The 12,436-nt window shown below is 74.6% G+C and carries 9 protein-coding genes, 2 tRNA genes and 1 pseudogene; 7 read left to right on the forward strand and 5 right to left on the reverse strand.

All coding sequences use genetic code 11. From position 1 onward, the window contains the following. Window positions 1-6: 6 nt before the first annotated feature. On the reverse strand, window positions 7-873 hold the full coding sequence (locus ACH499_RS24340; RefSeq protein WP_399018309.1) for a bifunctional DNA primase/polymerase: 867 nt from the start codon (window positions 871-873) through the stop codon (window positions 7-9). 230 nt (window positions 874-1,103) lie between these two features. Here ACH499_RS24340 and ACH499_RS24345 point away from each other — a divergent pair, with 230 nt between their 5' ends. Both ACH499_RS24345 and ACH499_RS24350 read left to right on the forward strand, forming a co-directional pair. Further along, on the forward strand, window positions 1,104-1,661 hold the full coding sequence (locus tag ACH499_RS24345) for a SigE family RNA polymerase sigma factor (RefSeq protein WP_399018311.1): 558 nt from the start codon (window positions 1,104-1,106) through the stop codon (window positions 1,659-1,661). Between the two features lie 128 nt (window positions 1,662-1,789). Beyond that, complete coding sequence (locus ACH499_RS24350) at window positions 1,790-3,466, forward strand: long-chain fatty acid--CoA ligase (RefSeq protein ID WP_399018313.1); 1,677 nt, start codon at window positions 1,790-1,792, stop codon at window positions 3,464-3,466. A gap of 179 nt (window positions 3,467-3,645) precedes the next feature. Here ACH499_RS24350 and ACH499_RS24355 read toward each other — a convergent pair whose 3' ends face one another. After that, window positions 3,646-4,857, reverse strand: coding sequence for an MFS transporter (locus tag ACH499_RS24355; protein ID WP_399018315.1), 1,212 nt, complete (start codon window positions 4,855-4,857; stop codon window positions 3,646-3,648). 124 nt (window positions 4,858-4,981) lie between these two features. On the opposite strand from ACH499_RS24355, the gene ACH499_RS24360 reads away from it, so the two are divergent. After that, window positions 4,982-5,560 carry a TetR family transcriptional regulator gene (locus tag ACH499_RS24360; RefSeq protein ID WP_356199076.1) on the forward strand — a complete coding sequence of 193 codons (579 nt, stop codon included), beginning with the start codon at window positions 4,982-4,984 and terminating at the stop codon, window positions 5,558-5,560. A 42-nt stretch (window positions 5,561-5,602) separates the two neighbouring features. Here ACH499_RS24360 and ACH499_RS24365 read toward each other — a convergent pair whose 3' ends face one another. Both ACH499_RS24365 and ACH499_RS24370 read right to left on the reverse strand, forming a co-directional pair. Further along, window positions 5,603-9,934: a PAS domain-containing protein gene (locus tag ACH499_RS24365; protein ID WP_399018317.1), complete on the reverse strand. Its 4,332-nt coding sequence runs from the start codon at window positions 9,932-9,934 to the stop codon at window positions 5,603-5,605. Between the two features lie 215 nt (window positions 9,935-10,149). Further along, a complete protein-coding gene (locus tag ACH499_RS24370; RefSeq protein WP_399018320.1) occupies window positions 10,150-10,665 on the reverse strand; it encodes an SSI family serine proteinase inhibitor in 516 nt (171 codons plus the stop codon). Between the two features lie 168 nt (window positions 10,666-10,833). Here ACH499_RS24370 and ACH499_RS24375 point away from each other — a divergent pair. The 4 genes and pseudogenes from ACH499_RS24375 to ACH499_RS24390 all read left to right on the forward strand — a co-directional run bounded on the left by ACH499_RS24375 (window position 10,834) and on the right by ACH499_RS24390 (window position 11,804). Next, window positions 10,834-10,924 (forward strand) — tRNA-Ser (locus ACH499_RS24375). A 204-nt stretch (window positions 10,925-11,128) separates the two neighbouring features. Continuing rightward, window positions 11,129-11,201: transfer RNA gene (locus ACH499_RS24380), tRNA-Arg, on the forward strand. Between the two features lie 191 nt (window positions 11,202-11,392). Further along, a pseudogene (locus ACH499_RS24385) lies at window positions 11,393-11,503 on the forward strand (hypothetical protein); the annotation flags it as partial. 82 nt (window positions 11,504-11,585) lie between these two features. After that, on the forward strand, window positions 11,586-11,804 hold the full coding sequence (locus ACH499_RS24390; RefSeq protein WP_399018322.1) for a DUF6234 family protein: 219 nt from the start codon (window positions 11,586-11,588) through the stop codon (window positions 11,802-11,804). 118 nt (window positions 11,805-11,922) lie between these two features. Here the strand turns inward: ACH499_RS24390 and ACH499_RS24395 are convergent, their stop codons facing one another. Beyond that, window positions 11,923-12,315 (reverse strand): DUF3800 domain-containing protein, encoded by a 393-nt coding sequence (locus ACH499_RS24395; RefSeq protein ID WP_399018324.1) that lies wholly within the window; start codon window positions 12,313-12,315, stop codon window positions 11,923-11,925. Between the last annotated feature and the right edge of the window lie 121 nt (window positions 12,316-12,436).

Here is a 12,436-nt window from a genome sequence, read left to right on the forward strand (position 1 = left end):
TCGCGCTCAGGGGTGGTGGCCGGTCATGCGGGCCGCCGAGGCGATGGTCGCGCGGGCCTCGCGTTCGGTCAGGCCGGTGGTCCGCGCCGCCTCGGCCAGCGGTGCCACGAGCGCGGGGCCGATGCCGTCCTCGTAGGCACGGCAGGCCGCCCAGAACAGGCGGGTGTTGCGCTCCCCCTCCGGCGCGGCGAGAACGAACTGGACGAGCCCCCGGCCGTGCGCGCCGTCCGTGGCGGGGGTGTGCCGGGGTGCGCGGGGCCGTGGGAGCAGCAGGCGCAGCAGCGCGCGGGGACAGGGCGCCGGGGCGAGGTGGGCGGTGCCGGGGGCGGTGGTGTACACGCCGTGCCGGGTACGGGAGCCGGGGCCGACCAGGTAGCCGCCGGCGCCCCGTATGTCGATGCCGGGGGCGAGACGGCTCGCGGAGTTCGGGACGGCCACGTCGGGCGGGCCGGTCAGCCAGAGGTGGCGGCCGCCGCTCGGGGTCAGGACGACCACCGTGGGCGGGATGGTGAACAGATGGCGGGAGGCGAGGTCCCGCAGGGCTGCCGAGGAGTCCGTCCGCGACGTCACGTCCAGGTCGACGCCGATGAGGTGGTGCGGCGGCAGGCCGCAGGCGATGCCGTAGCCCGTGGCCCACGGGGCGGCGGCGAAGAGGGCGCGGACGCGGGCCGGGTCGGCGGAGGCGTCGTGGACCCCGTGGCCGAAGCGGCCGCACTCGCCGCGGCAGGGGCCGGACGCCGGGTCGTCGCGGTGGGGTGAGCGCAGGGCCGGGAGCTTCGTCCGGGTCAGGGGGATGACCCGCAGCCCGCGTTCGGCCGCGGACAGGGCGTGGGCGAGGGCCGGCGTCGTGGCCTGCCGGTCGGTGGTGGCCATGCTTCCCATGTTCGTACGCGTGTTCGAGAAAGGGAAGAGTGCCTGCTGCGGTGCGCGGCGTCGGGGCGGTCGGCTCGCGGGCGCCCCCGCAGGGGTGAACCCCCAGGGGCTCTCCTCCTCTCGTCCACCCAGAGGAGGTGCAGCCACCCCCACCCCTACAACCTGAGGGGGATCCGGCTTCGGGACCTGCGGCCGATCCGCGGCGCACCCCCCGCTCCTAGCGTTGAGACATGACCGCACTCGTCTGCACCAGCGCTTCGAACGCCGCCACGGCAAGGACGCGGACCTTCCCGTACCCGTCGTTCTCGTCGTACGTGGAGGACCGCCGGCCGGTGCTGCTGCGCACCGCCCGGTCGCTCACCGCGAACCCGAGCGACGCGGAGGACCTGTTGCAGACCGCGCTCGCCAAGACGTACGTGGCCTGGGAGCGCATCGAGGACCACCGCGCCCTGGACGGCTATGTGCGCCGGGCGCTGGTGAACACGCGGACGTCGCAGTGGCGCAAGCGCAAGGTCGACGAGTTCGCCTGCGACGAGATGCCCGAGCCGGAGCCCCTGCCCGCCGGCGACGACCCGGCGGAGCGGCAGGCCCTGCACGACGCGATGTGGCGGGCGGTCATGAAGCTGCCCGCCCGGCAGCGGGCGATGGTCGTCCTCAGGTACTACGAGGACCTCAGCGAGGCCCGGACGGCCGAAGTGCTCGGGGTCTCCGTCGGCACGGTGAAGTCGGCGGTGTCCCGCGCGCTGGGCAAGCTCCGCGAGGACCCTGAGCTGGGATTTGTTCGGTAATGAGCCACTTGGTGGCGATATCGTGGTCGGACCTGTCGGGCCCCGCGCACTGATCGATCACCGGGGAGTAGTGACATACCACGCGGTATGTGCGCAGAATCAGCGCAACCCTTACCGCCGCGTAGGCAATGTCGCCCCGGGAGGACGCCGTGCTGAGCACGATGCAGGACGTACCGCTGCTGGTGTCGAGGATCCTGACCCACGGGTCGACGATCCACGGCAGCTCGCAGGTGACCACCTGGACCGGTGAGGGCGAACCGCACCGCCGCTCCTTCGCCGAGATCGGCGCCCGCGCCGCACAGCTCGCGCACGCCCTGCGCGAGGACCTCGCCGTCGCCGACGACGACCGGGTCGCGACCCTCATGTGGAACAACGCCGAGCACGTCGAGGCGTACTTCGCGGTCCCCTCCATGGGCGCGGTCCTCCACACCCTCAATCTCCGCCTCCCGCCCGAGCAGCTCGCCTGGATCGTGAACCACGCCGCCGACCGGGTCGTGATCGTCAACGGTTCGCTGCTGCCGCTGCTCGCCCCGCTGCTGCCGCACCTCAAGACGGTCGAGCACGTCGTCGTCACCGGCCCCGGCGACCGCTCCGTGCTGGACGGGGCGTCCGCCCGGGTGCACGAGTACGAGGACCTGCTCGCCGGGAAGCCGGCCGCGTACGACTGGCCCGAGCTGGACGAGCGGGCCGCCGCCGCCATGTGCTACACCTCCGGCACGACCGGCGACCCCAAGGGCGTGGTCTACAGCCACCGCTCCGTCTACCTGCACTCCATGCAGGTCAACATGGCCCAGTCGATGGGTCTGACCGACCAGGACACCAGCCTCGTCGTGGTCCCGCAGTTCCACGTCAACGCGTGGGGGCTGCCGCACGCCACCTTCATGACCGGCGTCAACATGCTGATGCCGGACCGCTTCCTCCAGCCCGCGCCGCTCGCCGAGATGATCGAGAGCGAGCGGCCGACGCACGCCGCCGCCGTCCCCACCATCTGGCAGGGCCTGCTCGCCGAGCTGACCGCCCGGCCCCGCGACGTCTCCGCCCTCACCCAGGTGACCATCGGCGGCTCCGCCTGCCCGCCCTCGCTGATGGAGGCGTTCGACAAGCTCGGCATGCGGGTCTGTCACGCCTGGGGCATGACGGAGACCTCCCCCCTCGGCACGGTCGCCCGGCCGCCGGCCCACGCGGTCGGTACGGACGAGGAGTTCGCGTACCGCCTCACGCAGGGCCGCTTCCCGGCCGGCGTCGAGGCCCGCCTCACCGGCCCCGGCGGGGAACGCCTGCCCTGGGACGGGGAGTCCGCCGGCGAGCTGGAGGTCCGCGGCAACTGGATCGCCGGCGCCTACTACAACGGCCCGGACGCCGAACCGCTGCGCCCCGCCGACAAGTTCAGCGAGGACGGCTGGCTCAAGACGGGCGACGTCGGCACCATCTCCCCCGACGGCTTCCTCACCCTCACCGACCGCGCCAAGGACGTCATCAAGTCCGGCGGCGAGTGGATCTCGTCGGTCGAGCTGGAGAACGCGCTGATGTCGCACCCGGACGTCGCCGAGGCCGCGGTGGTCGCCGTGCCCGACGACAAGTGGGGCGAGCGCCCGCTGGCCACCGTGGTCCTCAAGGAGGGCGCCACCGCCGACTTCGCCTCGCTTCGCGCCTTCCTCGCCCAGGACGCCGGGATCGCCAAGTGGCAGCTCCCGGAGCGCTGGACGGTCATCGAGGCGGTGCCGAAGACCAGCGTCGGCAAGTTCGACAAGAAGGTGCTGCGCAGGCAGTACGCGGAGGGCGGGCTGGAGGTCACCGAGCTCTAGCCGCACCGCGGGGCGTCACCGCCGTGCCGTGGTGACGCCCGGCCCGCGTCCGGCGCCCCGGCCCGCGTCCGGCGCCCGGTGGGTGTCCGGCGCCCGGCTCCGGGCCGTCGTCGTACGGCGGTGACGCCCCGCCCGGACCCCGCCGCGGCCGTCGCGCCCCGCGCGGGTCCGGCCGGGCCCTACCGGCGTACCGCCGTGGCGCCCCAGCCGATCAGCAGCCAGACCGCCGCCACCGCGCACACCCCGCCCCAGCCGAAGTGGCCGAACGCCGGGCCGGCCAGGGCGGAGGCGAGGGCGCCCCCCGCGAAGCCGCTCACCACGTACGCGGTGTTGGCGGCGGCCGGGGTGGCCGTGGTGGTCAGCGCCAGGGTCTGGTTGGCGACGTGGGAGGCGACCAGGGCGGCGTGGATCACCGTCGCGGCCGCGAAGAGCGCGACCACCACGTGCCCGCCGAGCCAGAACAGCGGCACCGACACGGCCCCGGCCAGGTAGGCCCCGCGGACGACCTTCGCCGCGCCGAACCGGTCCGCCAGGCCGCCCGCCAGCGGCGCCACCACGCTGGCCGCGAGTCCGAAGAGGCCGAACAGTCCGGCCGTCGCCGTGGACAGGCCGTACCGCGGACCCGTCAGCAGCAGCGCGAGCGAGGTCCACAGTGCGCTCCACGCCCCGAACATGCCGGCCTGCCGGACGCAGGCCCGCCACAGGTCGGGCGAGCGGCGCAGCAGCCCGGGCAGCGCGGCGATCCCGGCGAGGAAGCCCGCGCCGCCCCGCCGGGTGGAGGGCAGGACCAGCGCGGTGGCGAGGCCCAGCGCCAGCGTCAGCACGCCCGAGCCCGCGAACACCCAGCGCCAGCCGAAGGCCTGCCCGGCGAGCCCGCCGACCACCCGGGCGGCGACGATGCCCGCGAACAGCCCGGAGACCACGGCCGCGACGTGGAACGCCCGGCGGTCGGCGGGCGCCCGCTCGGCGACCAGCGGCACCAGCAGTTGCGGGATGACGGTCGCCGCGGAGGCGACGAACACCGCGCCCGCGAGTGCCCCGGTGCCCGGCGCGGCGGCACTGGCGGCCAGCGCCACCGTGGTGACGACGGTGAGCACGGTGACCAGGCGGCGCCGGTTGGCGCTGTCGCCCAGCGGGGCGAAGAACAGCAGACCGACGGCGTAGCCGAGCTGGGCGACGGAGGCGATCCAGGCGATGGCGGAGGGCGCCGAGCCGAAGTCGCGGGCGATCAGCGGGAGCAGCGGCGCGGCCAGGTAGATGTTCGCGGCCGTGACCGCGGAGCAGACGGCGATGAGGGGCAGGAAGAGCGCGGAGGAGGGGGTGCGGGGGCCGCGGTCGCGCACCGCGGGGCGGCGGACGGCGGTGCTTTCCACGGACGTGGTCGAGGGCATGGGAAGGATCTCCTTCGAGCCTGCTCTAGCAACTAACTGGTTGGTTGGCTTCGGGGACAGTCTGGGGGCCTGTCGGATTCCCTGTCAACCAACCAGTTGGTTACCCAGGGGCTAAGCTGTCCCCATGGCAGCAAGGGACCCCGAGGCCACCAGGGCCCGGATCTTCGAGGCGGCCGTCGCCGAGTTCGCCCGGCACGGCATCGCGGGCGCCCGCATCGACCGCATAGCGAGCGAGGCGAAGGCCAACAAGCAGCTCATCTACGCCTACTTCGGCAACAAGTCGGAGCTCTTCTCCCAGGTCCTCGGCCGCTGCATGGTCGACCTGGCGGCCGCGGTGCCGGTCGACCCCGACGACATCGAGGGCTGGCTGGACCGGCTCATGGACTACCACGCCGCCCACCCGGAACTGCTGCGCCTCCTCTACTGGGAGGGCATCGAGTACGGCACCGGCGAACTGCCCGACGAGGCCGAGCGCCAGGACCACTACGCGGCCAAGGTCGCCGCCATGCGCGACGGCCAGGAACGCGGCGTCATCAGTGACGCTATCCCGGCCGCCGACCTGCTGTTCCTGCTGATCGCCCTGGCCAACTGGGTCACCGTCGTCCCGCAGATGTCCCGCATCCTCGTCGGCGCCGACGGCCCCGACCGCGCCCGCCTGCGCGCCTCGGTGAAGGAGGCGGCGCGCAGGCTGATCGCCACGTAGGCCTGGGGCCCGCCGCGTTCGGATCACGCCGCGGGCGCGGGGCTAGTTCGTCCCGATGCGGGCGAGCAGCTCGACGATGCGGGACTGCACCTCACCGCTGGTGGACCGCTCCGCGAGGAACAGCACCGTCTCGCCGGACGCCAGCCGCGGCAGGTCGGCCTGGTCGACGGCCGCGGTGTAGACGACGAGCGGGGTGCGGTTGAGCTGCCCGTTCGCGCGCAGCCAGTCCACGATCCCGGCGGAACCCTCCTGGCGCCGCTGCACCTGCATCAGGTCCATCACGACCAGGTTCGGCCGGAACTGCCCCGCCAGCGCCACCGCGTCCGCGTCGCTCGCCGCCCGCGCCACCTGCATCCCGCGCCGTTCGAGGGCGGAGGTCAGCGCCAGCGCGATCTCCGTGTGCTCCTCGATCAGCATCACGCGCGGCGGGTGCTGCTCGCTGTCCCGCGGGGCGAGCGCCTTCAGCAGGACGGCGGGGTCGGCACCGTAGGCGGCGTCGCGCGACGCCTGTCCGAGCCCGGCCGTCACCAGGACCGGCACCTCGGCGGCCACCGCGGCCTGCCGCAGCGACTGCAGGGCGGTACGCGTGATCGGCCCGGTCAGCGGGTCCACGAACAGCGCGGCGGGGAATGCCGCGATCTGCGCGTCGACCTCCTCGCGCGAGTGCACGATCACCGGCCGGTAGCCGCGGTCGCTGAGCGCCTGCTGCGTGGAGACGTCCGGTGCGGGCCAGACCAGCAGCCGGCGCGGGTTGTCCAGCGGCTCCGGGGGCAGCTCGTCGTCCATCGGCTGCGGACGCGGCGGGTCCGCCACCTCCACCGCCCCGCCGGGCCCGTCCAGCGGTTCGGGTCCCTCGGCGGCGTTCCGGTCCGGCGCCCCTATGGCGTACGACCGCCCGGCGCCCTCGGTCCCCGGCGCGCGCCGGGGCTGCCCGCCGGCCAGGGGCGGCTGCTCCTGGCCCTGGGCGGCCTGCGGCGGTACGGCGGCGGCCGGCTGCTCGGCCGCGGGATGCGGACGGGCCGCCTGCTCCGGGCGCGCCGGGGCGGCCGGGTCGGGCGGTGTGCCCAGCTTGCGGCGCCTGCCGGAACCGCTCGGCTGTCCCGGCGCGGGCGCCGCCGGAGGCTGCTGCACCTGCACGGCCTGCCGGTTGAACGGCACGCCCTGGCCCAGCGTGCGCACGCTGATCGCCCGGCCCTGCGTGGAGTCGGGGTCCACCGGGGCCGAGGCCTCCGCGGGCAGGGGCTGCGCCACGCGCGGCGTGTTCTCCGGCGGCAGCGGGGTGCCCCGGCTCGGCGTGGTGGCGGGGACGGCGCGCGGCGCTGCGGGGGGAGCAGGGGCGGGAGGTACGGGGGGTGCGTCGCCGGTGGCCGGCGGGGCGGCGTGCGGCGGCGTGCCGGAGCCGGCGCCGGGCGCGGGCGGAACGGGGGTGCCCGGGGCGGGCGGTACGGAAGCGCCGGTGCCCTGCGCCTCGGCGGCGGGCCACGGCTGAGGGGCCGGGGCCGGGGCCGGGGCCTGGGGCCGGGCGGCGGCCGGCTCGGCGCCCGTGGGGGCGTCGGGCGTCCGCGCCGGCACGGGCGGCTGCCCGGGCGCGGGGAGCTGTGCGGGTACGGCGGGCCGCGCCGGGGCGGACGGGGCATCGCCTCGCGGGGGCACGCCCTGCCCCGGGGCGCCACCCTGCGGGGGCACACCGGCGCCCTGCGGAGGCACGGGCGCCGCCTGCACGGGACCCCCCTGCACGGGAACCCCGTGATGAGCCGCCGCCGCCTCCGCCAGGGGGGCGGCGACCGCCCGGCGACGGCGGCCGGTCGGCGCCTCGGCCGGGTGGGGCTGCGGCGGGGTGTGGTCGTCGGCCTGGCCGTGCGGTGCGGCGTCGTGCCGGCCGTCCTCGATCAGCGCGTCGCCGGAGGCGGCCGGACCGGGTACCTGGACCTGCCCCGCGGCCGGGGCTTCCCCGACTCCCGCAACGGGCGCCTCGCCGGACGGCCGGTCGGCGTCCGCGGGCGGCAGGGCGAACACCTGACGGGGCGCCGCCTCCTGCGCGGCGGCACGCTCGTTGGCCGAGGCCAGGGCGCGCCGCCGGCGCCCGGTCGGCTGGGACACGTCGGCCGGATCCGCCTCACCGGCCTGCGCGGGCAGCGCCGCGGGCAGCGCGTTCTGCTCGCCCCCGGCCTGCCGGGCCCGCCGTCCGCCGGGCGCGGGCAGCCCCTGCGGCGAGGCGGGAAGTGCCTGCGGTGAGGCGGGCAGCCCCTGCGGAGCGGCCGGTACGCCCTGCGGCGGCACGGTCCCGCCCAGCCCGGTGTTGGAGGCCGCGGCCCCGGCGGCGTGCTCGGCGGCCGTGACGACGGCGCCCTCGGAGACGCCCGGCTCCTGCCCGGGCGTGGGAGCGCCCTCGGCGGCGGCCGCGATCTCCGCGGGCCGCCCGCGCCGGCGGCCGGTGCCGCCGGACCCCTCGCCGGGCGGTGCCTGCGCCGGCACCGGCGCGGACTCCTGGGCCGCGCGCCGCCTGCGCCGGCCGGTCGGCGTGGAGTCCTCCGGCACGGGACCGGCGCCGGCCTCCGCGCCCTCGCCGGACGGGTCCGCCAGGTCGCTGTCCAGGAAGGCGTCGACCGACGCCCGCCTGGCCCGTCGCCGTCCACCACCGGCGGGAGCCTGCGCCGTCGCCACCTCGGCCGGGGCGTCCACGGCCTCGGGGGCGGGGGCCGCGACGGCACCCGCGCCGTCCCCGATCGGCACCTCCAGGACGTAGGCGCTGCCGCTCATCCCCGGCACCTCGTGCGTCTGCAGCACACCGCCGTGCGCCCGCACGATCCCGCGCACGATCGGCTCGTGCACCGGGTCTCCCCCGGCGTACGGCCCGCGCACCTCGATCCGTACGACCTCGCCGCGCTGCGCCGCCGCCACCACGACCGTGTTGTCCAGGTAACCGCCCGTCGACACGGGGGTGTTGCCGGTCGCGTCGACGCCCGCGACGTCCGCGACGAGATGCGCGAGCGCGGTGGCCAGCAGCCGGGGATCGACCTCGGCCTCGATGGGCGGCGCGTGCACGGCGAACTGCACCCGCCCCGGCCCGATCAGCTCGACCGCGCCGTCGATGCCCGAGGCGACGACCGCGTCGAGCATGGCCTTCGTACGGGAGACGCTCTCGGTGCCGACGTCGAGGCGCTGGTAGCCGAGGACGTTGTCGATGAGGGTGGTCATCCGGGAGTACCCGGCGGACAGGTGGTGCAGCACCTGGTTGGCCTCGGGCCAGAGCTGCCCGGCGTCGTCCGCGGCCAGCGCCGCCAGCTCCGTGCGCAGTTCCTCCAGGGGGCCGCGCAGGGAGGTGCCGAGGAGGGTCAGGAGCTGTTCGTGCCGGGCGGCGAGCGCCTCGTAGCGGTCCTTCTCCCGCTCACCGAGGGCCGCGTAGCGGTCGGCGTCCGCGGCGACCTCCTCCGCGTGCTTCTCCCGCAGCTCCTCCAGCTCGGTCACGTGCCGCTGGCGCAGCGCGGTCAGCTCGGAGGCGTGCTCCTCGGCGAGGCGTTCCAATTCCTCGGCGTGCCGGCTCTCGGCCTCCTCGTGCTCCTTGACGAGGGCGTCGTACGGCCGGCGGTCGGTGAACGTCATCACCGCGCCGACGAGCTGGTCGCCGTCGCGCACGGGCGCGGTCGTGAGGTCGACCGGCACCTTGTCGCCGCTCTTGGCGTACAGCACCTGCCCGCGCACCCGGTGCTTGCGCCCGGAGCGCAGCGTGTCGGCGAGCGGGGACTCGTCGTACGGGAACGGGGAGCCGTCGGCACGGGAGTGCAGGACGAGGGTGTGCAGCTCGCGGCCGCCGAGGTCGCTGGCCCGGTAGCCGAGGATCTGGGCGGCGGCGGGGTTGACGAGGACGATGCGGCCGTCGGTGTCCGTGCCCACGACGCCCTCGGCGGCGGCGCGCAGGATCATCTCGGTCTGGCGCTGCGAACGCGCCAGTTCGGCCTCGGTGTCGACGGTGCCGGTCAGGTCGCGGACGACGAGCATCAGCAGTTCGTCGCCGGTGTAGCCGTGACTGTCGTAGGCCTGCTGCCCGTTCTCGAGGTTCGCGCTGGCGACCTCGACGGGGAACTCGGTGCCGTCCGTGCGCCGGGCGATCATCCGGGTCGGCTTGGTGCGGGCCCGCGGGTCGATGTGGTCCGGCCGTCGCATGGAGCCGGGGATGAGCCGCGAGTCGAACTGCGGGAGCAGGTCCAGCAGTCCGCGCCCCACCAGTGCGGTGCCCGGGGCCTCGAAGGCCTCCAGCGCGATGGAGTTCGCGTTGACGACGGTGCCGTTGGCGTTGACCAGGACCAACGCGTCGGGCAGGGCGTCCAGTATGGCTGCGAGGCGAGCAGCGCCTCGGGATGGCCTGCTGCTCACGAGACGCTTCCCTCCTGTTACCGCACTTGCCGACCGCCCGGGCCATCTTGCCAACCGGCCCGCGGGGGTGTCACGCGAGGGAGTCTATGCGCTGGGGCCCCGTCGGCGGCGCGGGATGGGACGGAGGTCGCACGAGGAGTTGACGTAGAACGTGTGACCGGATGTTGTCCCGCCGCCGGTCCGGTGCCCTCGCGGACACCGGACCGGCGAGGCTCCTACGCGCCTTCGTCCGACCGCAGATCGGGGAGCAGGGGCACCATGCGGTCCCAGCGGGAGACCTGGCAGCCGTTGCTCCGGTCGTACGTCGTGTCGACGGGACGCCCGGCCCAGACACCGGTGACGCGTGCGGTGGCCGGCCCGCCGTGCTGCATCGTGCAGAAGCTGCCCTCCGGTACGGGCGCGAAGGCGTCGCGGCCCCAGCGCGTGTCCTGGTCGAGCACCGCGCAGGCGCCGTGCGGGTCGGGGTGGCTGCCGCCGCCGGGGTGGCAGTACAGCTCGTAGGTCCCGTCCGCGTCCGGGCCGGCGTGCCGGACGGTGACCGTCAGGTGATCGACGGCCCGGTCGTCGTCGCGGACCGGGGGCGGCAGCAGGGAGCCCGTGCCCGCTTCCGCGCGGGGGCCCGCGCCGGCGTGCGCGGTCGCGGGCACGGCGGTCAGGGAGGCGAGGGTGGCGACGGACACGGCGGCCGCGCCGAGGAGGCGGGCGGCGGAGGTACGGGTGATCAGGAGCATGCCCTGACTAACGCCCCGCCCCGCCGGACGTTGCGCGGCCAGGCCGTAAGGGCTTTGCCCTGCGGGCCGCCCGCCTAGTACCGTGGGGGTCGATTGGTGACAGCACGCTCAACTGTGTCATCATCGGCACGCGCCACTCGCGCTCGCACGCGAGAGGTGATGTTGTCTGGAGGCGTCGCCTAGTCCGGTCTATGGCGCCGCACTGCTAATGCGGTTTGGGTCTTAAAGCCCATCGAGGGTTCAAATCCCTCCGCCTCCGCACATGATCGACGAAGCCCCGGCCCGAGCGGCCGGGGCTTCGTCGTCTTCCGGGGCCCTGTCGCACCCTTCCGGACATTTCCGCAGGTCACAAGGGGTGCGGGGATCGGATTTCACATGACGGCGGCAGTCATGTAATGTTCTTCCTGTCGCCAGCGAGCGGGGCCGAAAGGACCGGGAGCGGCGGGAAAACTGAACAAGACAAGCACTCGTAGCTTAACGGATAGAGCATCTGACTACGGATCAGAAGGTTGCAGGTTCGAATCCTGCCGAGTGCACAGCAAACCAGAGGCCCTGTGGATCACTCCACAGGGCCTCTGGTTTTGCCTTGACGGCAGCGTTTCACAGCAACCGCCTCAGGGGCGGGTGGGGAGCCGGTTGGGCGCAGGTGGGTCTCTGACGCACCTGAGGTGGGGATGAGTAGCCGTACTCGTGCGTCGGCCTCGCAGGGGCGAGCATGGTGGCGCGTATGAACCTGCCCGCTGCCCCGACGGCCTTCGATGCCACCACTGGCCATGGACAGCGGCGCCTTGCAGACCGTGGTGCCGATATCGGAGCCGGGTGCGGTCTTGTGCTCCTGGAGCTGATCACTCTCGTGGCGATCTTCTGGTTCCTGTCCGGGTTTCGACCGCGACCCGGCGAAGAGCGTCACGACCGACCCCTTGTGGAACTACCTGGCTGCCGTCGGCGCAGTCGGAATCCTTGCCCTGGTGGCAGTCGCGACAGCCGCATGGGCCGGGACTGTCGTGACGGTTGTCACCCGAGCCGTCATGGCCGCCTTGATCTGCATCGTGGTCTTCGGCGGTGTCGAGGTTCAGTCCCACCAAGATCAGCGGTGCCGCGCCATACCGTCAGCGGTGGGCTGCGAGGATCACGGTTAGACGGCTGCGAGGGCTCCAGCCGTGCCGTCGTCGTCCGACCCCGTTGAGGCCACCCTCAGCGCGTCACCGACGCGGTCGCAGGTGGAGCGCCGGGTCGCCCTCGTTGTAGGTCGTCCCGTCACGGCAGAGGCGGCAAACCGCCGTCCGGCTCGGCCTCGCGCCGCTCAGGGGCCGGAGCTTCCGGCTGTCCCGGGATCGCAGTAGTCGGCACGGTGACCGTCTTCTTAGGTCCGAACATCAGACTGGACGGCTGCTGCGTCCGCCGGTCGGACACGACGATCCCGCCGCGCCACTTCCCCATGGGGTCCTGGTACCGGAACTGCAGCTTCTTCAGCCGCCGCCCGAACTGCTCACGCAATGGCCGGTAAGCGTCGTCACAGTGCACGTTCCACGTCACGTCGCCCGGATAGGCGTGGCATGCGATGGGGAACAGCAGGGAGGACACGACGAGATCGGCGAGCTGAAGGAGCGTGTGGGTGTCGCTGTGGCCGAAGACCGGCGACTCGATCACCCCGCGGAGGGGCGGACGTCGGAGGGGGGGGGCCCCGGGGGGGCCCCCCCCCGCCCCCCCCCCCCCCACCCCCCCCCGCGGCAGGGGGGGCGGTTCCCCCCGGTGGCCGCCGGGGCCCCCC

Origin of the sequence: Streptomyces sp. NPDC018947 (assembly GCF_044390505.1) — a bacterium.
In the GTDB taxonomy this organism is placed as follows: domain Bacteria; phylum Actinomycetota; class Actinomycetes; order Streptomycetales; family Streptomycetaceae; genus Streptomyces.